19 protein-coding genes are annotated in these 23,437 nt (G+C 63.7%); 7 read left to right on the top strand and 12 right to left on the bottom strand.

The features are described from left to right. Positions 1-7: 7 nt before the first annotated feature. Both ACT6Q8_RS05510 and ACT6Q8_RS05515 read right to left on the bottom strand, forming a co-directional pair. Positions 8-1,102, bottom strand: a complete 1,095-nt coding sequence (locus tag ACT6Q8_RS05510) for an LLM class flavin-dependent oxidoreductase (RefSeq protein ID WP_444734234.1) — start codon at positions 1,100-1,102, stop codon at positions 8-10. Positions 1,103-1,251: 149 nt separating this feature from the next. After that, positions 1,252-1,875 carry a helix-turn-helix domain-containing protein gene (locus tag ACT6Q8_RS05515; RefSeq protein WP_444734233.1) on the bottom strand — a complete coding sequence of 208 codons (624 nt, stop codon included), beginning with the start codon at positions 1,873-1,875 and terminating at the stop codon, positions 1,252-1,254. A gap of 206 nt (positions 1,876-2,081) precedes the next feature. On the opposite strand from ACT6Q8_RS05515, the gene ACT6Q8_RS05520 reads away from it, so the two are divergent. Beyond that, a complete protein-coding gene (locus tag ACT6Q8_RS05520; RefSeq protein WP_054169185.1) occupies positions 2,082-2,672 on the top strand; it encodes a nitroreductase family protein in 591 nt (196 codons plus the stop codon). Between the two features lie 249 nt (positions 2,673-2,921). On the opposite strand, the gene ACT6Q8_RS05525 is transcribed toward ACT6Q8_RS05520, so the two are convergent. From ACT6Q8_RS05525 to ACT6Q8_RS05540, 4 genes are all read right to left on the bottom strand, one after another. Next, positions 2,922-4,013, bottom strand: coding sequence for an ABC transporter substrate-binding protein (locus ACT6Q8_RS05525; protein WP_054169309.1), 1,092 nt, complete (start codon positions 4,011-4,013; stop codon positions 2,922-2,924). Between the two features lie 257 nt (positions 4,014-4,270). Next, positions 4,271-6,109: an ABC transporter ATP-binding protein gene (locus ACT6Q8_RS05530; RefSeq protein WP_444734232.1), complete on the bottom strand. Its 1,839-nt coding sequence runs from the start codon at positions 6,107-6,109 to the stop codon at positions 4,271-4,273. Between the two features lie 2 nt (positions 6,110-6,111). Then, a complete protein-coding gene (locus ACT6Q8_RS05535; protein ID WP_444734231.1) occupies positions 6,112-7,899 on the bottom strand; it encodes an ABC transporter ATP-binding protein in 1,788 nt (595 codons plus the stop codon). 178 nt (positions 7,900-8,077) lie between these two features. Further along, entirely contained in the window at positions 8,078-9,238 is a 1,161-nt protein-coding gene (locus tag ACT6Q8_RS05540) for an LLM class flavin-dependent oxidoreductase (protein WP_444734230.1), read from the bottom strand. A gap of 572 nt (positions 9,239-9,810) precedes the next feature. Here ACT6Q8_RS05540 and ACT6Q8_RS05545 point away from each other — a divergent pair. From ACT6Q8_RS05545 to ACT6Q8_RS05555, 3 genes are all read left to right on the top strand, one after another. Then, the gene (locus ACT6Q8_RS05545; RefSeq protein ID WP_054169189.1) at positions 9,811-12,249 is read left to right on the top strand and encodes a TonB-dependent receptor; all 2,439 of its coding nucleotides are present in this window, start codon (positions 9,811-9,813) and stop codon (positions 12,247-12,249) included. Positions 12,250-12,389: 140 nt separating this feature from the next. Next, on the top strand, positions 12,390-13,415 hold the full coding sequence (locus tag ACT6Q8_RS05550) for an ABC transporter substrate-binding protein (RefSeq protein ID WP_054169190.1): 1,026 nt from the start codon (positions 12,390-12,392) through the stop codon (positions 13,413-13,415). Positions 13,416-13,564: 149 nt separating this feature from the next. Beyond that, on the top strand, positions 13,565-14,248 hold the full coding sequence (locus tag ACT6Q8_RS05555) for a class II aldolase/adducin family protein (protein WP_054169191.1): 684 nt from the start codon (positions 13,565-13,567) through the stop codon (positions 14,246-14,248). A gap of 227 nt (positions 14,249-14,475) precedes the next feature. On the opposite strand, the gene ACT6Q8_RS05560 is transcribed toward ACT6Q8_RS05555, so the two are convergent. Genes ACT6Q8_RS05560 through ACT6Q8_RS05575 form a run of 4 tightly spaced genes read right to left on the bottom strand, consistent with a single transcriptional unit; the run spans position 14,476 to position 17,133 of the window. After that, entirely contained in the window at positions 14,476-15,024 is a 549-nt protein-coding gene (locus ACT6Q8_RS05560) for a DUF4166 domain-containing protein (protein WP_444734229.1), read from the bottom strand. 3 nt (positions 15,025-15,027) lie between these two features. Next, the gene (locus ACT6Q8_RS05565; protein ID WP_054169193.1) at positions 15,028-15,498 is read right to left on the bottom strand and encodes a DUF2269 family protein; all 471 of its coding nucleotides are present in this window, start codon (positions 15,496-15,498) and stop codon (positions 15,028-15,030) included. Further along, a complete protein-coding gene (locus tag ACT6Q8_RS05570; RefSeq protein ID WP_444734228.1) occupies positions 15,491-16,789 on the bottom strand; it encodes an NAD(P)H-binding protein in 1,299 nt (432 codons plus the stop codon). The genes ACT6Q8_RS05565 and ACT6Q8_RS05570 overlap by 8 nt, the downstream gene beginning before the upstream one ends. Continuing rightward, entirely contained in the window at positions 16,789-17,133 is a 345-nt protein-coding gene (locus tag ACT6Q8_RS05575; RefSeq protein ID WP_444734227.1) for a hypothetical protein, read from the bottom strand. Before ACT6Q8_RS05575 ends, ACT6Q8_RS05570 begins: the two co-directional genes overlap by 1 nt. Positions 17,134-17,313: 180 nt before the next feature. Here ACT6Q8_RS05575 and ACT6Q8_RS05580 point away from each other — a divergent pair, with 180 nt between their 5' ends. Genes ACT6Q8_RS05580 through ACT6Q8_RS05590 form a run of 3 tightly spaced genes read left to right on the top strand, consistent with a single transcriptional unit; the run spans position 17,314 to position 20,953 of the window. Continuing rightward, positions 17,314-19,146: an ATP-binding protein gene (locus ACT6Q8_RS05580; protein WP_444734226.1), complete on the top strand. Its 1,833-nt coding sequence runs from the start codon at positions 17,314-17,316 to the stop codon at positions 19,144-19,146. Continuing rightward, on the top strand, positions 19,143-20,510 hold the full coding sequence (locus ACT6Q8_RS05585; RefSeq protein WP_444734225.1) for a sigma-54-dependent transcriptional regulator: 1,368 nt from the start codon (positions 19,143-19,145) through the stop codon (positions 20,508-20,510). Before ACT6Q8_RS05580 ends, ACT6Q8_RS05585 begins: the two co-directional genes overlap by 4 nt. Beyond that, positions 20,507-20,953 (top strand): thiol-disulfide oxidoreductase DCC family protein, encoded by a 447-nt coding sequence (locus ACT6Q8_RS05590; protein WP_444734224.1) that lies wholly within the window; start codon positions 20,507-20,509, stop codon positions 20,951-20,953. Before ACT6Q8_RS05585 ends, ACT6Q8_RS05590 begins: the two co-directional genes overlap by 4 nt. A gap of 222 nt (positions 20,954-21,175) precedes the next feature. Here the strand turns inward: ACT6Q8_RS05590 and ACT6Q8_RS05595 are convergent, their stop codons facing one another. Both ACT6Q8_RS05595 and ACT6Q8_RS05600 read right to left on the bottom strand, forming a co-directional pair. Further along, the gene (locus ACT6Q8_RS05595) at positions 21,176-21,658 is read right to left on the bottom strand and encodes a DUF3237 family protein (RefSeq protein WP_054169199.1); all 483 of its coding nucleotides are present in this window, start codon (positions 21,656-21,658) and stop codon (positions 21,176-21,178) included. Positions 21,659-21,707: 49 nt separating this feature from the next. Beyond that, positions 21,708-23,372 carry a CocE/NonD family hydrolase gene (locus ACT6Q8_RS05600; RefSeq protein ID WP_444734223.1) on the bottom strand — a complete coding sequence of 555 codons (1,665 nt, stop codon included), beginning with the start codon at positions 23,370-23,372 and terminating at the stop codon, positions 21,708-21,710. Between the last annotated feature and the right edge of the window lie 65 nt (positions 23,373-23,437).

The raw sequence follows: 23,437 nt of genomic DNA on the forward strand, positions 1-23,437 counted from the left end.
GAAGGGGTCAGGCGGCCTTGGCGGCGTCAAGCAGGGCGCGGATGCGGGGGATCACATGCTCACCCACGCGGTACGCCTCTTCCAGATGCGGGTTGGCGCCCAGGATGAAGCGGTCGATCCCGGCCCGCGCATAGTCGGCGAGGGTGGCGGCCACGGTGTCGTAGGACCCGACCAGACCCACACCTTCCTCCCCGCACAGGGCGGCGAAGCCGGCCCACTGATCATCGCTTCGCCGGAAACTGTCAAAGCCGGGACGGTCGGCGGGTTCGCCCGACAGGCGCTGCACCCGCCGACCCGCCGCTTCCCACTGCCGGCGCAGGTGATCCCATGCCGCCTCGTCAGAATGGCGGGTGATGATGTCGGCAGCCAGGGCAAAACGTACATCCCGGCCGGCGGCGCGGGCACGCACATCGGCGATGCGGGCCTTCAGTTCATCCAGCGGGGCAGGCGTCAGCAGATAGACATCGGCATGGCGTCCGGCCAGGGCCAATTCCCCCTCCGTATCCCCGGACAGGTGGATTTCCGGCAGCTTTTGACCTGCCAGCGGACCGGCAAAGCCGCCCTTTTCCACCTCGTAATAGGTGCCCTTGTAATCAAAGGGTGCTTCGTTCCAGAAGCCCTTGACGATGTCCAGGAACTCGCCCGTGCGGGCCACCTGTTCCTCGCGCGACCGGCTGCGGCCGTGCCAGGCGCTGTCCTCTCCATCATCGATATGCAGGTGCCAGGCAAGGCGGCCCGTGGTCAGGCGCTGAAAGCTGGTGGCGATCTTGGCGGCGTAGACGGGGGCGATGAACTGTGCGGGGAAGGAGGGCAGCAGCTTCAGCCGCCGCACCTCCTGTGCCAGCGACCCTGCAACCATCAGCGGTTCTTCCCCGCCGGACGTCTGCGGGATGGCTAGGCCGTCAAACCCCGCCAGCTCCGCCGCGCGGGCCACCTGTACCAGCAGGTCGTAATAGGTGAAGCCGTCGCGGCCTGTGCCGGTGCGGGCAAAGTCCCGCTGGTGACCGGCGGGGTGGGCATAGTCGCCCCGGTTCCAGTCCTGGCGGTCGGCGGCGCGGCCATCACCCTGGGGCGGAAGGCGCCAATAGAACTCGATGCTCATCGCGGACACTCCATGCGGCCCGCCCCCGGTCCCCTGGACCTCCGGCGTGGCTTCCGTTATATTGGAGAAACTGTCCGCTAAATTCACACCATCGCGGATGGTATGTCAATATATTTTACAGTATGATGTTATGGTGGATGTTCAAGATTTCACCCGACCGACTGTGCATAGGTGATGACCATGTACATCACCGCTTCCTCATCGCCGGGATTGGCGTAGGAATGGGGCAGGTCGGCGTTGAACCAGGTGGCGTCGCCGGCATCCAGGGTGACATGTTCGGTACCGACGCTGATTTCGATCCGGCCCTTGGTGACCACGATATTTTCCACAGTACCGGGCGCATGGGCGCTGGCCTTTTCCAGGCTGCGCGGCTTTACGACCAGTTCATAAAACTCCGTCTTGCGGTCGCCCTCGAACGGGAACAGGGCGCGCGACGTGAAGCTGCCATCCTTGGAGGTCAGCAGCTTGGCATCGCCTGCGCGCATCACCCGCAGGTTGGCGCGTTCGCCCCCGCCCATCAGGGTTGAGAACGGGATGTCGAGTGCCGAGGTGATCTTCCACAACAGGCCGATGGTCGGCATGGACCGGCCCGTCTCGATCTGACCGATCATGGCACGGCTGACGCCGGCGGCCTTGGCCAGCGCCTCCAGCGACAGGCCCCGCTTGGTGCGGATGCGCTTCAGGTTGGCACCGATCAGCTCCCCCAGCTCATCCGCACTGGTGTCGGGCTTCACGGCTTCCAACGCGTCGTCCAGCATCTCGTCCTTGGCCATGGTGCGCAGCCTTCCACGCAGTAAGGGTTGTAATGGCAGCATGGCACAGGATGCAAAAACGTCCACTATATTTTACGAACATATGTTATAACGTCCGTTCAATAGAGCGGCATGATCCTGACCGTTGATCCGCCTTGCGGTTTACCCAGCCGGCCACGGTTTTTCAAGCGGCCCACCGCCACATTCCCCATCCTTGGAGCCATTTCATGTCGAACGCCGTTCGCACATCTGCGCATCCCGTCTCCCCGTTTTTCCTGGAACGCTGGTCGGCCCGGTCGCTGACGGGGGAGACCATCAGCGAGGCGGAACTGCTGACCCTGTTCGAGGCGGCGCGGTGGGCGCCGTCAGGCTTCAACCAGCAGCCCTGGCGCTTTGTCTATGCACGGCGCGAGGGCGACCATTTTCCGCTGTTCCTGAACCTGCTGGCAGAGACTAACCGCCCCTGGGCGGAGAAGGCGGCGGCCATTGTCTTTGTCCTGTCGGAAAAGCGGTTTGAACGGAACGGCGAGTGGCATGACAGCACCTCGCACGCCTTTGACACCGGCGCTGCCGCCTTCAGCCTGTCTCTGCAAGCCAGCATCCTGGGATGGAACACCCGTACCGTGGGCGGCATCAACCGGGCCGATGCCAAGCTGGCGCTGGGCGTTCCCGATGATTACAGCATCAATGTCGCCATCGTCATCGGGCGGCGCGGGGCCGCTGATGAACTGCCGGAAAAGTACCGGGCGCGTGAGGTGCTGACCGACCGTCTGCCCCTGGATAAGATCGTGGCGGAGGGGCGGTTCGCGGCGGCGTAAGGGCGTGATTTCGGAGTTGTACGGGGGCGTCCTCCCGTTCGGGCGCCGTCCCCGTGCAACAAGATGAACCAGAAAATAAGGTGTGTTACACGGAAGGCGGTTTTATCGGTTCATTCGGAGGTGGATGACCTCACACTCCCGTTCAAGGCGGCGTTAATGCAATAAGGGCGTTGATAACGTCCATTATAACAGCGTCACCCGGCTCTTGAAACAGTTAGGGGCCGTCTTGTGACGGCCCCTTTTCTGTTGTCACGCCCTGCTGTCCAGCAGCTTGCGGGCCGCCTCCAGCGGTCGCGGGTCGGCCCAGGCGCGCAGGTCGAAATCATGGTCCAGGAAGCCATGGACCCAGAGGAACTTCTTCTGCTGATCAAACAGGGACAGACGTTCCTCCGACAGGTCGGGATGCAGGTTGCGGTGGAAATCCGGGCCATAGGCAGCCGTCACGGCATCGCGGCTGCCGCGCGTTTCGGCCTGCAGGATGTCCTTCACCCCGTCCAGATTGCCGGCGGCCCAGTCGGCGGCGCGCAGCGTCTGGGCCAGGAAACGCACCACCAGATCGAAATGGTTTTCCAGCAGGTGGCTGTTCACCGTGATCGGACGCGGGGTGCCATTATTCACCCGGAAGCGGCGTTCGGGCAGGCGGTCCAGGTCGATACCGACCACCACGCCATGCTGACGCGCGGCGTCAACGGCGGATGCCCCCTTCACATAGATGGCGTCAACCTTGCCGGACACCAGCGCATCCAGCGCCCACAGGCCGCCCAGGGCGCCGACGCGATCATCGCCGCCGGCCAGATCGCCCCGGCCATTGCCACGGCCCGACGCCACCTCCACAAATTCGACATCGTCAAAGGTCAGGCCCGCGAAGGACAGGGCGCCCTTGTAGCCGTGCAGGGACATGCCGCGCGCGATGGAGGTGCCGCGCACATGGTCGGGGATCGGGTTCTCATTATAGGAGGGCAGGGCCAGACGCTTGCCCTTCAGGTGCTTGGCCTCCGTGATGCCGCTGTCGGGGCGGACCAGGATGGACTGCCATTCATCGATCCATGTCAGACCGATCAGGCGGGTCGGGGCGCCTTGGGCACGGGCACCCAGCGCCAACATATTGCCACCCTCCCGGATCAGCGAGGTCAGGGCATGGTCATAATGATGGCGGCGCAACTGGTGCTGCCCGGTTTCCTGCAATGTTTCCAGGTTGATCTGGTCGCCCGCGAACTCTTCGCCCAGCCACCCCAGCTTGTAAGCCAGACCGGTGGCGGTGGGCACGGGGCAACGGGTGAACCAAATCTTGTCCAGGGTGCTGGCAGCGGCATCGGCGGCCGGGGCGTGGATGTCGGGCATGGGTGTTTCCTTCAAGGGGGGAGGGAGGCGGGCGCAAGCGTGCCGACGACGTCGGCATGGGGGCGGACGAAGGGCTGTGCTGTGCAGGATGGGGTGATAACTTAACGAATGAATGTCTAATATATTAGACAAATGGGCGCAAGGGGGGAAAGTGGTGAATCGTAGGTCAGGTCGAGGGCGTTAGCCCGAGCCCTGACAGGCAAGGATTGACGGCCTTTTCTGTCAGGGCTCGCGCTAACGCGCTCGACCTGACCTACTTATGCCGCGGGCACGGCGGTGTTGGCTTCATAAGCCCGGTAAAGGCCGGCATAGGCACCGCCGGCATTGATCAGGGTCTGGTGGCTGCCGATTTCCACGACGCGGCCCTGGCGGATCACGGCGATGCGGTCGGCGTCGCGGATGGTGGCCAGACGGTGGGCGATGATGATGCTGGTGCGTCCCTCACACAGGCGGCGCAGCGCCCGCTGAATGCGGCGTTCGGTATGGACATCCACGGCTGAGGTCGCTTCGTCCAGCACCAGAACGGCAGGATCGGCGATATAGGCGCGGACAAGGCAGACCAACTGGCGCTGGCCCAGGCTGAGATGGCTGCCCATGGGGCCGACCTGGGTATGATAGGCCAGCGGCAGTGCCCCCAGCACCTCATCCGCGCCCAGATCGCGGGCGGCGTCGATCAAATCGGCATCGGTGGCGTCGGGACAGGCCAGGCGCAGATTGTCCAAGATGGTGCCGCCGAACAGGACATTATCCTGTAACACCACGCCGACATGCCGACGCAGACTGCGCTGTGACAGGTGGCGCACATCATGGCCGTCGATGGTGACTGCCCCGCCATTGGCGTCATAAAAGCGGGTCAGCAACTGTACCAGGGTGCTTTTGCCATGGCCGGTGGGTCCGACAATGGCCAGTACCTCGCCCGCCTGGATATGCAGGTCCAGTTCCCGGATCACCGGTTCGGGGCGGCGCGGATCATAGGCAAAGCGGACATTATGAAAGCCGACATCGCCGCGCACAGTGGGCAGGTCGATGGCATCATCGGCGTCCACGATATCGGGCTTGGTATCCAGGGTCAGGAAGATGCGCTGGGCACAGGCGGAGCCGTTGGCATAGCGCTCGAACAGGTCGTTCAGTTCCTGCAACGGGCCTAGGAATTGGAACACAAAGAACAGGCTTTGCGCCAATTGCCCCGCCGTGATCTCCCCCAGTGCCATCCCGCGCGCACCGACCACCAGCATGATGGCCATGCCGGTCGTGGTCAGCAGGGCGGTGAAGGGGGCGAACCAGCCCGTCTTGATATTGCCGCTGACCAGTGCCCAGGAGAAATCCCGCACCAGCCAGGAATAACGGTCCCAGTTCGGCTTTTCCCGCACCATCTGCTGGATCAGTCGGACACCGGAAACACTTTCGACCAGATGGGCGGTGAAGCGGCTGCGCGCCTCTGCCACCCGTGCCCATCGGCTTTGCGAGATATGCTTGAACAACCAAGTGGCACCGACCAATACCGGCACGATGGCGACTAGCGACAGGAACAGGTCATGGCTGATCGACCAGAGCAGCAGGCCGGCCAGACCACAGCGCAGCAGGGCCGACAGCAGCTCTGGCGGCCCCTGGATCAGCAGGGGTTCCAGCGTGTCGACATCGCGGTCGACACGGGAAATGATCCGGCCCGCCTTGGTCCGGTCGAAATAGCCGACGCTCAACCCTTGGACATGGGCGAAGACCTGGATGCGCAAGCCGTTCAGGACACGCAGGGCCGCCGTGCTGGCCAGATAGCGCGACAGGCCGCCCAGCGCGAAACGCACCGTCCAGGTCGCGAACAGGCCCAGGGCGGCCCAGAGGACGACCTGGGTTTCGGTCTGCCAGTGATCACCGGTTTTGATGAATCCATGGTCGATGACATAGCCGATGAAGAAGGGGCGCAGGAACACCGCAATGGCCAGCAATGCCTCGATCCCGATTACCGACGCGATGCGGTGGCGGACAGGGGCCAGCAGGGGCAGCAGGCGTCTGGCCATGGAGCGGTTCAGCGACTGTTTGGCCAGATGTTCCTCAATCTCGATATCGGACATGGCCTTCAGGCTGCGGTTGGGTGCCATCGTCATATCCCCATCAGATCACGGTAGGCGGCGCTGTTCTGCGAAAGTTCGGCATGGGTGCCGCTGGCCGTGATGCGCCCGCCGGACAGCAGCAGCACGCGGTCGGCCATCAGAATGGTGGAGAGCTTGGAGGATACGACCAGCAGGGTGACGGGCGCGCCCCGGTCCCGCAGGCCCCTGATATTCTCCAGCACCCGCCGTTCGGTGGCGGCATCAAGCGCGCTTGTGGCATCATCCAGGGCCAGGATGGCGGCCCCCGACAACAGGGCGCGGGCCAGACACAGGCGTTGACGCTGCCCACCCGACAGGGTGACACCCCGGTCGCCCAGTTTCGTGTCGAACCCGTCGGGCAGATGGTCCAGAATCTCCTCCCCGGCGGCCAGGGCCAAGGCGTGCTGCAACTGGTCCTCCGTCGCCTCTGGCCGGGCGAAGCGCAGATTGGCGGCCAGACTGTCGGAGAACAGGAAACTTTCCTGCGGCACGACATGCACCTGTCGGCGCAGGGAACCGGTATCCAGGGCGCGGATGTCGGTCCAGCCGCGCGCATCCGTACCGACCAGGATGGAGCCGCCATCAATATCGGCCAGACGCGGCAGCAGGGACAAAAGCGCGCTTTTGCCCGATCCGGTATTGCCGACAATGGCGACGATCTCCCCCGGTGCGGCCCGGAATGACAGATCGTTCAGGATGTCACGCCCGCCACCGGGGGCCGCCAGACGCACCCGTTCCAGGCGCAGGCCCAGCGGGCCGGGGGCCAAAAGCCGGTCGCCGGGTTTGATCGCCGGTTCTTCATCCAGCAGTTCCCAGATGCGGCCGGCAGAGGCGCGGGCGTCGGCGAAGGTCTGGATAATGGTACCGATACTTTCGACCCGCAGGACCAGCGTATTGGCCGCCAGCAGGGCCGCCACCAGCCCGCCCACCGTCAACTGATCGGCACCCACCAGCAGCGCGCCATAACCCAGGACCCAGACATGGGACAGGGCGACGATGGTCTGCGGCACCGGAATGTTGCGGGTGGCGTAGGAAAGGGCGTCGCGGGCAGCATCGGTGAAGCGGGTCACCTGTGTCTGGAACCGGTCGATGCGGGTGGCCTCCAGCCCGAAGGCCTTGACCACGCGCACGCCATTGATGCCTTCCGACAGGTCCTGGTTCACGGCGTCATAGGCCTCCCCCACCACACGGTCCAGGGTGACCAGCCGGTCCGTCTGGCGCAGCAGCACCGTCAGGCCCGTCAGCATGGCCAGCAGGGGCACGATGCCCAGGGTTGGCGCATACCAGAACAGGATGGTGACGGAGGCGATGAGGACCATGCCCGTCTCCACCACCTGTCGCCAGAAACCGACAAGCGCGTCGCGCACCTTGTCGCTGTCGCGGGTGGTGCGGGTGATCAACTCGCCGATGCCGTGCCGCCAGTGGTAGGTCAGGTCCAGGCGCTGCACCTGGGCCAGGATGCGTTCGCGGATGATGGTCAGCAGCTCCTGACCAATGATCAGGGCCAACACGCCCGCCCCGTACTGCACGACGGCTCGCGCCCCGGCCAGCCCGATCAGGGCCGCCAGCCAGAACCAGGCGCGGTCGAAATCCAGGCCGCCATCCGCCGTCCGCGCCACCACCTGACCGTTGCGCACCTCGTCCACCGCATGGCCGATCAGCCATTGCTGCCAGGCCAGGGACCCGTTGACGACGGCATAGAGGAGGGCGGTTGCCGTGAACCGGATCGGCATTTCACGGTAGATGGCGAGCAGGCGCAGCAGGGGCGAGGCGGCCAGGAAGGATTTGGTGGTCGCCATGATATGTCCTTGGCAGGGAAAGACTTATTCCAGCACCATATCGTCATCCCGGCGAAAGCCGGGACCCAGGAGTCACTGGTCGGACCTTCCCGCAGCGTTGATCAACGCCACGTTGACGTCTGTACAAGTGGCCCTTGGGTCCCGGCTTTCGCCGGGATGACGGGCCGGGAGGTGGAGCTTATTCCGCTGCTGCGGCGCACTGCGCCTTGCGACCACGGACGAGCGGGATCACTTCCTCGCCGATGCGGTAGGCTTCCTCCAGATGCGGGCTGCCCGCCAGGATGAAGCCCTCGACGCCCAGATTGATCAGCGTGTCGATGCGTTCGGCCGCCGTTTCGTAGGAACCGACAACGCCCAGCGGCGTGCCTTGACCGCCTAGCACGCCCAGGCCCGAGAAGAAGCCGTCGATCTGCAGATCCTTCGGGTCCTTGTCGCGTGACGGGATCAGGTGCGGGGGCAGAGGCGAGCCGATACCATCGCCTCGACCGCGCGCCTTCAACTGCCGGTCACGTTCGTCCCAATCGACATTGGCCCAGGCGCGGCGCACCTCGTCCCAGGCTTCCTCTTCGGTCTCGCGGGCCAGGATGTTGAAGCGCACGGCGGGCTTCACCTTGCGGCCTTCCTTGGAGGCCAGTTCGCGCACCCGGTCGAACTTGATGCGCAGGCTTTCCAGCGGTTCCATATGGGTCAGGTTGAAATCGGCATGCTTGCCCTGCGCCTCCAATGCCGCGTTCGACGAACCGGCGAAATAGAGGCTGGGGAAGGCCTGACCGGCCAAGGGCGCGGGCAATTGTGCATTGTCCAACTGGAAGAACTTACCCTGGTAGCTGAAGGGCTTGCCTTCCCACAGACCCTTGAACACGTCCAGGAATTCGGTCGTGCGGTTGTAGCGGTCGTCATGGGCGATGCGGTCACCCCACCAGAGTTGCGATGGGCCGCCGCCACCGGTGATGATGTTGAAATTCAGCCGCCCGCCCGACAGGCGCTGCAGGCTGGCCGCCGCCTTGGCCGCATAGGCCGGGTCGATCCAGGCCGGCTGGAACGCGATCATGAATTTAAAGGCCTTGGTCCGCCGTGCGATGGCGGCACTGATCACCCAGGGATCATCGGTATTGGGGAAGGAGGGAACCAGCCCGCCATCAAAGCCCGCCAGTTCGGCGGCACGCGCAATTTCCAACAGATGATCGTGATAGGGGATGCCGTCCGGCTGCCCCTGCACCAGACCGGGCGCCTGGTTGCCCGCATTCAGCGGACCCCAGTCGCCACGCGTGTCATGCGGCAGGGAGACATCGGCGCGGTCGCCATGCGTGGGCAGGCGCCAGTGGAACTCAACCATCATCCATCTCCATCGGATACCGCCGCGGCTCACCAATTCGGCCTTGGCGGTGTCGAGGGAGAGAATGACAACATAACAGATGTAATGCAATTATATTGTACATTGCGTATCCATTATAGCAGATGCGCAGCGGCTGCCAAGCGGATGGTGCCCTTGTGTTGTAAGGTGTCTGCCACACAGGGTGGTGATGAGGTGCCAATATGTTGTCGGCAAAAACCACATATAGAAAATGTTGTTTATGCTAAATTTTTCGCATTTTCCACAAAGATGCTATTGCGGCGCACTATCCAATATATTAGACATGCATCTGTCATCCTGTGGTGAGGGTGGCGGGTACGAACCTTCCCCCGGATATCCTCTAGGATGGATGTGATGAACGCCATGGCCCCAAGGGCATTGCACCGCTGTCGACCGGGGATCGCCGTTACCGCGCGCTGATTACAGCGCCGCCGCCAGGTCCCCCTGAAACACAGCCCCCCATTCTCTCTGCGCAGCCCGATTTCCGCTGTGGCGCCCCCTGTCGGCGCCGGCAGGGCGGGTGCGTCCATCGTGACCGAATTCCAAGGATTGATGAAATGACCCGTTCCCGCCGCCTTCTGCACACTGTCAGCGCCCTGGCCCTGGTGGCCGTTCCCGTCACCGCCCTGGCCCAGGAACAGAAGGTCGAGGCCCAGCAGGTCGCCGATGCCACCGAAGTGGCCGAAGCCGGCTTCATTGAAGACATCATCGTCTATGCGCAGCGTCGCGGGCAGAAGGCATCGGATGTGCCGCTGGCCCTGTCGGTGCTGACCGGCGATGATCTGTTGAAGGCCGAACAGATCAAGACGACCAATGATGTGCTGCAGTTCGTGCCCAATGCCCAGGCGCTGCAACCGCATGGGCCATCGCGTGCCCGCTGGTTCGTGCGCGGCATCGGCACCAACAATACCGGCAATAACACCGTCAACCCGTTGGGCATCTACTACGACGATGTCTATATTGCCGATATCGCCAACCAGGGTTATCCGCTGTTCGATCTGGAGCGGGTGGAGGTCCTGAACGGACCGCAGGGCACGCTGTGGGGCAAGAACTCCAACTCCGGTGCTGTCAACTTTGTGTCCAAGGCACCGGGGTTCGATAAGGATGGCTATGCCAAGCTGGGCTTTGGCAGCTTCAACGAAAAGCAGCTGGAAGCAGTTATTGGTGGCCCCGTCGTGGGGGACAAGGTCGCGGCACGTGCGGCCTTCTATTATAATGACTGGGACGGCTGGCAGAAGAATAGCTTCACCGGCGGCCACCATCCAGGCGGCCACGACGTGGCGGGGCGTGTCCAGCTTCTGTTCAAGCCGACAGAGGATTTGTCGATCCAGCTGAACGTTCATGGCCGCGATTTCTCAGGCACGCAGCAGGGTTACCGTTATGTGCCCTCCACCTTCACCACGACGACCACGCCAGCCTGGCGGTCGGTTTATACGACCGGTTACGTTGTTGGTCAGGAAGATGAGACGCACTGGAGCAATACGACGCCGGAAACCCTGAAGGCACGCGGTACCAACGCCAAGATCGTCTGGGACGGTAAGGGTTTCTCCATCACCTCCATCACCGCCTATGAAAATAACAAGCAGAGCGTGGAAACGGGCGCGGCGCCGATCCCGGCATCCAGCCCCTTTTATAATAATGGCGTGCCGTTCAGCCAGTTGGATACGCAGTATGACAGCTGGCAGGTCAGCGAAGAGCTGCGGGTCACCTCCACCGATGACGGGCCGCTGACCTGGCTTGGTGGGCTTTATGCCTTCAAGGGCGTGCTGGATAACCGTGTGGTGCAGGCCTATTACGTGCGCGGCAATCCGGGATCGGCCACGTCCACCGGCAATGCCTGGGGGGCGGGGCCCCAATTCACCGACAGCACCTATCGCCAGGAAACCAAGAATTTCGCCGGCTTCGGCAATGTCGGCTACAGCTTTACCGAGGCGTTGAAGCTGTCGGGTGGTGTGCGCTGGTCGCGGGAGACCAGCAGTTTCGATTGGGATTACAGCGCCGCCAATATTGCCGGCACCCAGGCCACCTTCATCAGCAACCTGCCGCAGGTGAATTACACCACCTATCTTCCGCGCGATCTGATCTTTGCCGAGCGCGCGACCCAGAAGACCAGTTCCTGGACCTATGACGTCACGCCCGAGTATATTTTCAATGAACAGTTCCGCACCTATTTCCGCTATGCCCATGGCGTGCTGCCGGGCGGCTACACGACCACGGGCAATGTGCTGATCCCCAGCACCAGCAAGGGCACATTGACCCTGCCGCTGGCCGCTACCGGTGTGCGCCCCGCTGCCATCCGCGCCAACCAGATCTATGTCCTGAACCCGGAGAAGATTGACGCGTACGAGCTTGGGTTTAAGAGCAATTTCTTCGAAAAGCGGCTGTCGGTTGACCTGACCGGCTTCTATTACGACTATAAAAATCTGGTCGTGAATGTGCCGACACAGATTGACCCGCTGCCCAACAATGCCACGGTCCTGTTCCGCAATGCCGGTGCGGCGGAGATCAAGGGCGTCGAATTGCGCGTCAACGCCGTACCTTTTGCTGGTTTCCAGCTTTCAGGTTCCGCCGGCATCCTGGATAGCGAATATACCAAGGATTTCGGCCAGACGGCCACCATCCTGGGTGCCCGGACCCCGCGCACGTCAAAGTATACGGCCAGTTTCGTGGCCAGCTACACCCATGGCCTGCCCGGTGGCGGTGCGCTGACCTATGGCGTCGATGGCAACTGGCGGTCCCGCTATTACTTCTATCCCACCATCGCGTCGCAGATCACGGCACCCGATCCGGTGCTGAACCAGAAGGCGTTCGCCCTGTTCAACGCCCATGTCGGCTGGTCGGTGAATGACGAGGATACGCTGTCCTTCCAACTGTCGGTCAATAACCTGACCGATGAAGTCTACAAGAACCACGCTCTGCCAGTCACCAGCGGCTATAGCACGCAGCTTTATGGCAAGCCGCGCAGCGTGCTGGCCAGTGTCACCGCCCAGTTCTGATCGTGCTTCTTCAGTTGCCTCAAACGCCGGCGCTGCATCCGCAGCTTGGCTTTACGCGGCAGTCGCCGCCGGAGCGGTTTCCGGTCAACCGAAAACCGCTCTAACCCTGTGCTTTTTCTCCATGATCAAGGAGCAGCACCATGAGCAAGAAACCTGTCGATATCTGGTACACGCGCTGCGGCGGGGCCACCGCCTCCACCCTGGCCATTCAGAAGGGATGGCTGGCGGTGGAGTTCGACCCGGCGGAGGTGACGCTGCATTCCCTGCGGGACAGCAATGAACGGTCGGTGCGCGAAAGCCATTATGACCATTCCATCACCGCCATGTTCCGCGAAGGCGGTAATATCCCGCCCATCTGGGCACGGGCGCGCGGGGCCGATACGGTGGTTCTGGGCATCACCTGGGTGGATGAGTTCCAGTCCGTCGTCGTGCGCGCCGACAGCCCCATCCGGGAGTTGTCGCAGTTGCAGGGCAAACGCCTGGCCGTTCCCAACTATGTCGGCAGCACCATCGACTTTCAGCGCGGCGCCAATTTCCATGGCTTTGCCAATGCCCTGTCGCTGGTGGGGTTGGGGCGCGGTGATGTGGAGTTTGTCGATATCGATATCGACCGTGCCGCCGGTGACAATCCGGGTCCGTCCGGTTCAGCGGAACTGGCGGCCCTGGCCACGGGCCGGGTCGATGCCGTGTTCCTGCGTCAGGCGTCGGGATACAAGCTGGCGGCGGAGCGGGCACCGCATCTGCGCGAACTGATCCGCCTGACCGATGTGCCCGATCCGTTCAAGCGCATCAATAATGGCACCCCGCGCCCCGTGACGGTGCATCGGCAGTTTCTGGACACGCACCCCGATCTGGTGGTGCGCTACCTGTCAGTTCTGCTGCGCGCATCCGATTGGGCGGTGGCGAACCCGGATGGTGCCATTGCCGCCATCGCGGAGGAAGATGCCAAGGTCGGTGTTGCCATCACGGCGGCAACCTTCCCCAAACTGGCCACGTCGCTGCGTCCGCGCCTGTCGGCGGACTATGTCGCCGGGCTGGAGGCGCAGAAGAATTTCCTGCGGGATTGGGGTTTCCTGGCGGGTGATTTCGACATCCAGGACTGGGTTGTCGAGGGGCCGCTGGCGGAGGCCGAACGGCTGGTCGCCCGCGCTGTGGCGGCGGAGTAGGGTCGTAGCGCGGATTAGTGCAGCCGCCACGGCACGGCATTTTCCGCACCGAGTATGAGGGCACCACCCTGGGCGAGCATCTGAACCTGCCGCGCCCCGCCAATCCCCACACGGGCCGCGCTGTCGCGGCTGATTAACGGAGAAACACGATGTCCAACACCCTGACCGATGTCGAACTGTCCGAATATGTGGCCCAGGCCAAGACGGATGCGGCCTTTGCCTTTGAGTTCCTGAAGGACAGCGGCACCTTGACCGCCAGCCTGATTTTCAACATTGCCCACCGCATTCCGGGCCATGACACGCTGCTGTCGGTGCGGTTCCCGTCGCCCTGGACGCGCGACAAGGAAGTGAAGATCAGCATCTCCAAATTCTCTGACCATAAGGATCATATCCTGTCGGAGGAGCGGCTGGAGGCGGATACGCTGATCCATGCCCATACTCCGCATTTGGCGGCCTGGTCGCTGTCGCATAAGCCGTTCCCGATCCTTTATGTCGCGGCCCAGCGCCATCTGCTGGCCCGTGAAATCCCCAACCATCTGGAACGGACGCGCACGGTTTTGGATGTGGTGCGGGAACGGCTGGACAAACACCCGGAACTGGCCCCGCCGCCCGCGCTGCTGGAAAGCAATGGCGGTGCCAATTTCTGGGGCACGGGCATCCTGAAGACGGCACAACTGATCCTGCTGATTGAGGAAAGCGCCCGGTTGCAGGCCATCGCCGCACAGATCGGCGGGGCGCAGGTCTATACACCCGGTGCCCTGGACCTTCAGTGGAAACGCACCGGCCTTCTGGAACGCGCCCGTGCGTTTGCCGGTGACTACGCGCCGGCGTGAGGGGGCGGCGATAAGCGCCGATAATGTCCGCAAGTTCGGGCCATATGAATGGCTGCTGGCGGCGTGGTGGGGTGGCACGGCGATGGCATTGCGGAGATGACAGTCACTCTGGCCGGCATCACCAGTATCACCAGTGCCGAACTGGTACTGTAGTCATAGGAGGGGAGCCGGTGGGTTTATCGGCTCCCCAACCTACAACCGCACCCGCTGGTCAAATCGTGACGGTTCTATGCGCCGGCAAGTTCCCCGCGATAATGGATCAGGCGCCCCAGCCACGGCAAATCAATCGGAATATCGAAGGTGAAATTCCCGTCCTCCTGCCGTTCTGCCACCGCACAACGCGGCGCCAGCCAGCCGGGCATTGGCATGCCTAGGAAACGGCAATGCATCACCGTCAGATGCAGGGCGCTCGCAGTCGCCTCGATCCGGAAGATGTTGGTGATCATGCCCATCCGCTCGACCAGCAGGCCCGTTTCGGCCCCTGTGCCGGCGGTGAGTTCGCTGGCATAAACACGGTCGCCGAAGCGGCGGTGCCAATGTTCAACCGTGGGTGTGCGGTCGAAGATTACCGTGACCGGTACATTGCGTCCGGGCCTGGGCAATCCCATCAGGGCGCATATAAGCCTGGGCAGCAGTCCCGGCATTATATCGATCTGCGCCAGACCTGACAGTTCCAGACGGCCTTGCCCATCATGGACATGACGGACAGCGTCGGGCAACAGGTCCATGGCTGGGCCCAGCAGGCGGCGGAAGAGGGGAGCATCTTGCGTGGTCATGGCTCACAACTCCGGCTTGGCGATCATCAGATAGAAGATGGCGAGTACGCCGATGAAGGCAGGCCAGCCCAGAGCGAACCAGATGGCGGCATAGTGGTGATAGAGCGGCGGCAGCTCTACGCCGGCGGCCAGTGCGGCCTCGGCCAGGTGCCGCATCCGGATCTGAAGCCAGACCACGGGCAGCCAGCAGGCCCCGACCAGCAGATAGAGCAGGATGGCGGCCAGCAGCCAGCCGCTATCCATCGGGTATCCCGTGATGTGGGCCAGCCAGACGCCCGTTATCGGCTGCACAATGACGGCGGGTGCCGTGAACAGCCAGTCGGCCCGGACGACATTGCGATTGACCACGGTGGTGGCCGACAGGTTGCCCGACCGGTTGGCCATCCAGCCATGGAATGCCGTACCCAGGCCCGTGCCGAACAGCAGCGTCGAGCTGAGGATATGGACATATTTCAGCAGGATATAGTCATCCATTCTCAGCCTCCATCGCCATCATGGCCAGCGTGGCGCCGGCGACGGCCAGGTTCTTCGTGATCGCCCCGAACGGGTGCAGCCAGAGGTCGGGCAGATACAGGCTGATCAGGATTGTGTACCCGGCCATCAGGGCCAGTTGCATGGCCCCCACCGCCACTGGACGCCATCGGCAGAGCAGGGCCAGCCCCAGTGCCAGGTCCAGCACCGCTCCCGTATAGAGCGCCATGCCGGCCGACAACCCTGTCAGCCCGAGCGGCGCCAGCAGCGCGTAGCTGTCCGCCACGGGGTAGAGTCCCAGCGAGACGATGCCCGTCCAGATCCAGATTGCGGCCAGCAGCAGGCGCAGAGGCAAGGCCAGCGGCAGCAACCGCGCCCGCCAGCGGTCCGCCGCCATTGCCGGATGCCGGGCCAGCGCCAGGGGCAAGGCGTGTGCCGGCCTGCCCAGGACTTCGCGCATCGGTCCGTCATCACCGACATTGCCGGCCTTCAGCATGATCAGGCTGTCCCGCGATGCCGGCCCCAGCCCGAACCGATCCCCCAGCACCGCACCCAGCTTTAGCAATGCGGCGGGTAAGGCGATGAAGGGGGCGGGGCGCAGGCCCAGCCAGCGGCGCAAGGTCAAGGTGACCTCATCCGTCGTCATCGGTGCCGGCCCCACCAGATTCAGCCGCCGGGCGAAGGGCTCAGCGCGGTGAAGCAGACCCAGAATCATTTCGATGACATCGTCAACATGGATCGGTTGCACCCGCCAGTTGCCGGGACCCAACCGCAGGGGCAGGGGGGTGGCGGCAAGCGCCGCAAACATCTCCGTGCTAGCCCCGCCGCGCCCGATGATCAGCGATGGGCGCAGGATAGCCCAATCCATGCGGTGGCCGGCAGGGTCCAGGGCCGCCAGATGATCGTCCGCCACCTTCTTGCTCTGGTGGTACCGGCTGATCCCCGTTTCGTCGGCACCCAGGGCCGAGAGCTGGATCACACGGCGGACACCGGCAGCCAGGCAGGCATCGAACAGGGCCTTGGCGCCCTGTTCATGCACCGCATCAAAGCCGCCATTCACATCGCGGATCAGGCCTGCCAGATTGATGACGGTGTCGATGCCGGCCAGCCTTGGATGCCAATCGGCGGTATTGTCGCGGGCCATGTCGCATGCCAGGACGGGTATGTCGGGAAACAGTCGGCGCAACCGGTCGGGATTGCGGCCCGCCGCGATGACCGTGTCATCCCCCCCTATCAGTCTTGCCAGCAGGTGCCGGCCGACGAAGCCACCGGCACCGATAATCAGGATGCGCATCACATCACCTCCCGCCGTACCGGCAAATCGTTACCGCGCGGCGTGCGCGTCCAGATGGCGTAACCCATGCCCAGCAAGGCCGTCACGATGCCACCCACGGCGTAGAAAACCACGCCGCGCAGCACGCGCACGGCATCGCCGTTCAGGTCGACCGCGGAAACCGCCAGCATTGGTACCAGGATCACCATCGCCACCGACCAGATGGTCCAGAAGCGCGACCGCTGTTCGGTGCCGCACAGATCACCCAGCAACACCAGCAGCGGTCGCCACAAGGCCGCAGCGGCGATGGAGGAGAGGGTCAGCGTGATGAACCAGCCCATGAGGGTCAGGGAAAGCGATGCCATAACAAATCTCCGTTCCATCCGTATCGGCGCCACCGGCAGGTGCGCCTGCGACCCTCATTGCGATTGGCATGCCATGTGCTGTATCGGCGGTGTGAAGGCCGGTTTCCGGCGCTTTCGGCCCCAACCGGGGCGGCAGCGGCGTTAACGGCGTGAACAGTTCCTGCTAGGATGCTGTCAACGATGTTTACAGAAGCCATGACCCCCACCTTGCTCTATGTCGGCGCTCTGCTGCTGTCGGCGCTGGCCGGCATCGGTCTGGCCCTGCTGCTGCTGTTGAAAGCCGCCCCGGTGCCGGGTGCGCGGCTGCTTGCCTTGTTCCTGACCGGTGTGGCGGTCTGGAGCGGCGGGCAGGCCCTGCCGCCATTGTTCGGCCCGGCCAGCGACGGGGTGGTCGGCAACTTGCTGGCGCTGGCGCCGCTGCCCTCTGCCGTGTTTGTGCATCTGGTCCTGGCCTTCGTGCGCTGTGGTGCCACGGGGCCACTGGTCCGCGTTGCCTATGGGCTGGCGGTGGCGGCGACAATGTTGGGCCTGATTGTTGATCCAGGGCAGGTGGTGGCGTGGCGTGACTTCCGTGGTGTCTTCATCCCCAGCGCTGCGGGCTGGGTGGTGATCAGTGTCTGCGGATTTTTGTCGGTTGTGGGGCATCTGCGGCTGTTCAAGGGCTGGCTGGACCTGACGGGACTGCGGCGGCGTCAGGCGGCGGCCATCTGCTGTTCCAGCCTGATCGGGCTGGTCAGCCTGACGGGTTTCGCCTTTGCACCCCTGGGCATTGATGTCTATCCCTGGCCCATGCTGGGCCTGCCGCTTTATTCGGTGGCGCTGGTCTATGGCATCCTGCGCTATCAGTTGATGGATGTGAACCTTTGGGCCCGGCGGATGCTGGTCTGGCTGCTGCTGATGGGGTTGATGGCGGCGGCTGCGACGCTGGTGATGGCATTGCCGCTGGCCGCGGGTACCCCCTTTGCGGGGTTGGAGACGTGGCTGCTGATGACGGCGGTGACCTTCATCACGCTGGCCATCTGGAAGCCGTTGCGTTTCATTGCCGATCGTCTGGTCTTTCCCGGCGGGGAGGTTTCGGCGGCTGATCTGGGGAGCTGGCGGGAGGCTTTGGCAGGGCCTGCCGATTGGCCGGCACTGTTGGACCGCGCTTCCGCGCTGATCGGTGGGCGCCTGGGCCTGCCGGTTGCCGTGCGGCGGGCGGAAGCGGACGGGCCGGTGCCTGCCCTGGCCCTGTCGCGGGATGTGCGGGGCTGGTGCTGCGATCTGGTCGGCTGGGACGATGCCCCGCCTGGGCCCCGTCATGCGGCGGGCCTGTTTGCCGGCTGCTTGGCCGAGGCGGCGGGACGGTTGGACCGGGCCGAGGCGCTGGCCAGGGCGGAGCGGGAGCGCCAGCGGGAAGCGCGCTTGGCCGAGCTTGGTCAACTGGCCGCCACGGTGGCCCATGATCTGCGCAACCCGTTGAACATCATCACCATGGCCGCCACCGGTGCCCCCGCGGAGGTGCGCGCGGAGATTGCCGAGCAGGTAGGCCGCATGGAAATGCTGGTCCGCGACGTCATGGATTATGCCGGCACTGCCCGGTTGGAACCCAACACCCTTCCGGTGGCGGATGCGGTGGCGCTGGCCTTGTCCGGGCTGCCGGGCCTGAAGGTGGAGACCGACATCGACCCGGAACTGGCCGTTCAGGCCGATCCCCGCCGGTTGCGTCAGGTGCTGGTCAATCTGCTGGAGAATGCCGCCGCCCATGGCAAGCGTCTGGCCGTCATGGCGGAGCGGGTGCGGAACGACGTGCGCATCCATGTCTGTGATGATGGACCGGGTGTTCCGCCTGATATCCGCGACAGGCTGTTCCAGCCCTTCGTGTCGCGCCGGCCTGGTGGCACAGGTCTGGGACTGGCCATCGTCGCCCGCATCATGGAAGCCCATGGTGGAACGGTCGCGCTGGGCGACCGGTCCGGCTGGTCAACTTGCCTTACCCTGACCTTTCCTGATCGTGTGGAGAACCGGGCATGAACCCGTCGCACATTCTTCTGGTCGATGATGAGCCGGCCTTTCAGCGCCTGGGTGCCGCCTGGCTGCGCGGTGCCGGCCATGAGGTGGAGGTGGCGGGCGACGGGGAGGCGGCACTGGTCGCCTTCCGTCGGCAGCCGGCTGATCTTGTTTTGCTGGACCTGTCCATGCCGCCGCACCATGATCCCGTGGCGGGATTGGAACTGATCTCCGGCTTCGCGCCGGCACCCGTGGTGGTGATCACCGGTCATGCCGACCATGCGCTGGCCCTAAAGGCGGTGGAGCGCGGTGCCTGGGATTTCCTGGGCAAGCCGCTGGACCCTGATCTGCTGCGCGTTGTAGTCGCGCGGGGTCTGGAACGCGGGAGGTTGGCGGCGGAACTGCGGCGCCTGCGCGCGGTGGCGGGGGCGACCGATGATCTGGGCATCGTCGGGACCAGTGCCGCCCTGGCCCGCCTGCGTGATCTGGTCCGCCGTATCGCGCCGACGCAGCTTCCTGTTCTGGTGCTAGGCCCCAGCGGGACCGGCAAGGAACTGGTGGCGCGTGCCCTGCACGATGGCGGTTCCCGGCGTGACCAACCCTTTGTCACCGTTCATTGCGGCGCCATTCCCGCGGAATTGCTGGAAAGTGAGCTGTTCGGCCATCTGAAGGGCAGCTTCACCGGCGCCCATGCCGACCGGCCGGGCCTAGTGGAAACCGCCCATCGCGGTACCCTGTTTCTGGATGAGGTAGGGGAGATGCCTCCACCCATGCAGGTAAAGCTGCTGCGCTTCCTCCAGGAAGGCACCTATCAGCCGGTGGGCGGACGGGAGACGCGCAAGGCCGATGTCCGCACCGTCGCCGCCACCCATCGCGACCTGGAGGCGATGGTGGGGGAGGGCACCTTCCGTGAGGATCTCTATTACCGGCTGAAAGGCATGGTGCTGCGCACCCCGCCTTTGTCGGAACGACCGGAGGATGTGCCCGTGCTGGCCACGCTGTTCCTGCGTCGAGCATCGGGGGGAGGGGGCCGTTTCACCCAGAATGCGCTGGACTGGCTGGTCGACCGCGACTGGCGCGGCAATGTGCGTGAGTTGCGGGCCTTGGTGGAATGCGCCGCCGCCCTGGCAGGTCCGGGAGAGGCCGGAGAGCGATTGCTTGATGCGGCTGATTTGGCTTTCGCGGCGAACGGGGAGATGGCGGTACCGGTCATGGATAACGGGGCGACTGGCCGCCGCACGCTGGAGCAGGAGGTGGCGGTGCTGGAACGTCGGCTGATCATTCAAGCGCTTGAAGAAACGGGGCATAACCACACCCATGCGGCTAGGCTTCTGGGGCTGTCGCGTGTCGGCCTGTTGAAGAAGATGGACAGGATGGGCCTGCGATGAGCGATGCGAATGAAGACAGCCCCGAACCTGCCATTCTGGAGCGGCTGTTGCGTGGGCCGACCTGCCTGTTCGATGGAGTGTGCAACCTCTGCAACGGCTCGGTCCGCTTCATCCTGGCGACGGAGGCCGACCATGAAATCCTGTTCACGGCCATACAGTCGCCGCGGGGCAGGGCGGTGCTGAAAGCCATTGGAATGCCGCATCTGACCAACAGCTTTGTCTATATCGATGATGGCGTGGTTTCCCTGCGGTCGATGGCGGCGTTCCGTCTGGCCCGACGATTGCGGGCACCCTGGTCGTGGGTGAGGTTGTTTGGCCTGTTGCCGGCAAGATTGACCGATTGGCTCTATGATCGGCTTGCTGACAATCGTTACCGCCTGTTCGGCAAGCGTGACCTCTGTCTGGTGCCATCGCCAAGCCAGTCGCGGCGTTTCCTCAGCTAAGGCAGTGGGTTATCTGATCCGACAATTTGCCAGCATGTCCGGGCATGGATAAAGAACACGCCATGCCCAACGCACTTTTCCGTTGAAACCCTGCTGAACTATCCAGCAGGGCTTCTGGTTTCCAGATGTGGTCGATTGCACGACATTTCAATGCGCTTTCACGGTTCCCGGTCGGGTGACGTTGTCGCGGAAATGTCGTGATTTGGGACGGATCGACCGATTTTATAAAAGCTTGAAGTAATGGATGCGGTTGGCGCCGGGGATTTTTTCGGCAACCCCGACAAAGACATGTTTGGCCAGCCAGTCATAGGGGCCTGCCGGCACGTCGAATTTCGGGCAGACGCGCATGTAATATTCCGACGGGTCCACCGGTTCATTGCGGGACATGCGTTCCGCCACCTCAGGCGTATAGGCCCAGCGATAGCCACGGTTCTGGAGATAGATGATCGTGCCATCATCCAGTTCCAGCAGATAGCGGGCATCGAAATCGATCACACCGTCGGGGCGCAGCAGCGGCCAGTCGCCGCCGCTCATCGGTACGACGCGTCCCTTGATGCCCGGCCCCTCAACCGTGCCGTCGGCGGCATAGATGGCCGCACGCGTCGCCCCCATCGTGGTGGGACGCAGCCAATGGGGCTTGGTCAGCGTGATGCCGATGGAGAAGGCGAATTCAAAGCGCGGGGCGAAGGGATGGGGTTCGGTCATGTTGTTTCCTTGTCAGACATAGGTGCCGTGGTAACGGCGGTAGCGGCATTCATTCAACGGGGATGAGGGGCACCAGAAGGTGTGAATCACAGGCACCCCCGGTTTTCACGACATGCTGTCCGCGATTGCGCAAATCCTCATGCCGCGCAAAGGCCAGGCTGTAGCGGTCTTGGTCATAGATGTCGCGCCCCTGCACCGTGAGGCGCAGCCCCTCACCCGCCGCGAAGCGCACGGATGTGGGCCAGATCTCGATCTCCACCGGTACCGGGGCGCCTGCTGGCAGGGGCACTTCCCGGTCATGGCGGTGAACGGGCTGCCAGGGGGTGGACCTGTCCATATCCAGTTCCCGATGGGAAACACGCAGCCAGCCCAGCGCCAGCGGCCCATCATCGTAAAGCGCGTAGAAGGTGAAGGGCACGCGGTTGCCCGAAAGGTCGATCTTGTCCAGCCCGACGAACAGGTCCATGTCGTCGGCCCCATCCGGTTGCACCCACAGGCGCAGCTTGAAATGGCCGGTCAGCTCAGTTTCCCTGTCGAACACGATGTCGAAGCTGGCGCGCCCGGTCAGGGCATCGTACCGCGTTTCCGCCTCCTGCACGGGAGGGGAGGGATCAAGCGTGCCGTCGGTGGCATCCAGGTAGAACGGCTGATACTGCGTCCGGGCCACGGGCCATTCGGCTTCATTCCGGAAAGCCCCGTCGCTGCCGGCCTCCCGCACCTGGAGACGTACGCGAGGCCATTGCAGGACGCCCGCATCCTGTCCCTTCAGGAACTGGTCGAAGAACTGGCGCTGCAAGGCCACATTTTCCGGCGTGTAATAATGCCGCCACTTCTTCTGGCCATGCACCAGCAACCATTTCTGATCCGACGATATCTGCTTGTACGCTTCCAACGTGCCGCGCGTGTGCAGGCCGTGATCGGACCAGCTGGCCACGATGAAGGTGGGCAGGTCGATGGCCGCCAGATCCAGTTCCTTGCTGCGCCAATAGGCATCGATCAGGGGATGCGCCTTCACATTGCCCGCCGTATCCTCGGTGCGGGTGGTAGACCAGTTCAGGCTCATGGTCGCGCGTTCGACAAAGTTGGTTTCCCGGATGCCGCCATGGAAAGCGAATTCCCGGTACCAGTCGGAAAACCCCTCCCACGGGTTCAATGCGGCCAGATGCGGTGGCTTCAGCGGTGCGACCAGATATTGGATGCAGGCGAGGTAGGACACGCCTGTCATGCCGACCTTACCGTTGCACCAGGGTTGCACGCCCAGCCATTCGATCAGGTCGTAACAATCCTCCCCCTCGCCAATGCCATTATGGCGAAGCTCTCCTTCGGAAAGCCAAGCGCCGCGCGGGTCGGGATAGCAGATTGCGTAGCCCTGGCGGCACCAATAGGCGGGGTCCGGCGCCTCAAACGCCGTGTGGCGGGAGTTCCAGCCATCTTCAATCCCAGCCGGCGGCCAGAGATTGGCGGCCTTGCCATGCTTGCCATAGGGGCTCCAGGCCAGAAGCACAGGCAGGTCACGCTCCCCCACCGCCCCTTCCGGGCGGTAGAGATCGACATATATGGTCACGCCGTCGCGCATCCTGACCGGCAGGTTGCGTTCGAAGACCAGCCCATCTTCCACGATCCGCGCATAATCCTTTGGCGGCAGGGGCGGCTTATAAGGGTTCGTCGCCGGGTCGCGGCCCGGCAGCATCTTCAATTCGAAACTATCGGGCATGCCCGTCTCCGTCCCTTGTTTTTCGGCCTTGTCCGGTGGTCATCTGACCGCATGGCCCTTCATTC

It is taken from the genome of Niveispirillum sp. (genome assembly GCF_052437035.1).
Classification (GTDB): domain Bacteria; phylum Pseudomonadota; class Alphaproteobacteria; order Azospirillales; family Azospirillaceae; genus Niveispirillum.

Coding starts and splice junctions, on each gene's coding strand:
- ACT6Q8_RS05510 (WP_444734234.1), bottom strand. CDS start 1,102: ATGAGCATCGAGTTCTATTGGCGCCTTCCGCCCCAGGGTGATGGCCGC.
- ACT6Q8_RS05515 (WP_444734233.1), bottom strand. CDS start 1,875: ATGGCCAAGGACGAGATGCTGGACGACGCGTTGGAAGCCGTGAAGCCC.
- ACT6Q8_RS05520 (WP_054169185.1), top strand. CDS start 2,082: ATGTCGAACGCCGTTCGCACATCTGCGCATCCCGTCTCCCCGTTTTTC.
- ACT6Q8_RS05525 (WP_054169309.1), bottom strand. CDS start 4,013: ATGCCCGACATCCACGCCCCGGCCGCCGATGCCGCTGCCAGCACCCTG.
- ACT6Q8_RS05530 (WP_444734232.1), bottom strand. CDS start 6,109: ATGGCACCCAACCGCAGCCTGAAGGCCATGTCCGATATCGAGATTGAG.
- ACT6Q8_RS05535 (WP_444734231.1), bottom strand. CDS start 7,899: ATGGCGACCACCAAATCCTTCCTGGCCGCCTCGCCCCTGCTGCGCCTG.
- ACT6Q8_RS05540 (WP_444734230.1), bottom strand. CDS start 9,238: ATGATGGTTGAGTTCCACTGGCGCCTGCCCACGCATGGCGACCGCGCC.
- ACT6Q8_RS05545 (WP_054169189.1), top strand. CDS start 9,811: ATGACCCGTTCCCGCCGCCTTCTGCACACTGTCAGCGCCCTGGCCCTG.
- ACT6Q8_RS05550 (WP_054169190.1), top strand. CDS start 12,390: ATGAGCAAGAAACCTGTCGATATCTGGTACACGCGCTGCGGCGGGGCC.
- ACT6Q8_RS05555 (WP_054169191.1), top strand. CDS start 13,565: ATGTCCAACACCCTGACCGATGTCGAACTGTCCGAATATGTGGCCCAG.
- ACT6Q8_RS05560 (WP_444734229.1), bottom strand. CDS start 15,024: ATGACCACGCAAGATGCTCCCCTCTTCCGCCGCCTGCTGGGCCCAGCC.
- ACT6Q8_RS05565 (WP_054169193.1), bottom strand. CDS start 15,498: ATGGATGACTATATCCTGCTGAAATATGTCCATATCCTCAGCTCGACG.
- ACT6Q8_RS05570 (WP_444734228.1), bottom strand. CDS start 16,789: ATGCGCATCCTGATTATCGGTGCCGGTGGCTTCGTCGGCCGGCACCTG.
- ACT6Q8_RS05575 (WP_444734227.1), bottom strand. CDS start 17,133: ATGGCATCGCTTTCCCTGACCCTCATGGGCTGGTTCATCACGCTGACC.
- ACT6Q8_RS05580 (WP_444734226.1), top strand. CDS start 17,314: ATGTTTACAGAAGCCATGACCCCCACCTTGCTCTATGTCGGCGCTCTG.
- ACT6Q8_RS05585 (WP_444734225.1), top strand. CDS start 19,143: ATGAACCCGTCGCACATTCTTCTGGTCGATGATGAGCCGGCCTTTCAG.
- ACT6Q8_RS05590 (WP_444734224.1), top strand. CDS start 20,507: ATGAGCGATGCGAATGAAGACAGCCCCGAACCTGCCATTCTGGAGCGG.
- ACT6Q8_RS05595 (WP_054169199.1), bottom strand. CDS start 21,658: ATGACCGAACCCCATCCCTTCGCCCCGCGCTTTGAATTCGCCTTCTCC.
- ACT6Q8_RS05600 (WP_444734223.1), bottom strand. CDS start 23,372: ATGCCCGATAGTTTCGAATTGAAGATGCTGCCGGGCCGCGACCCGGCG.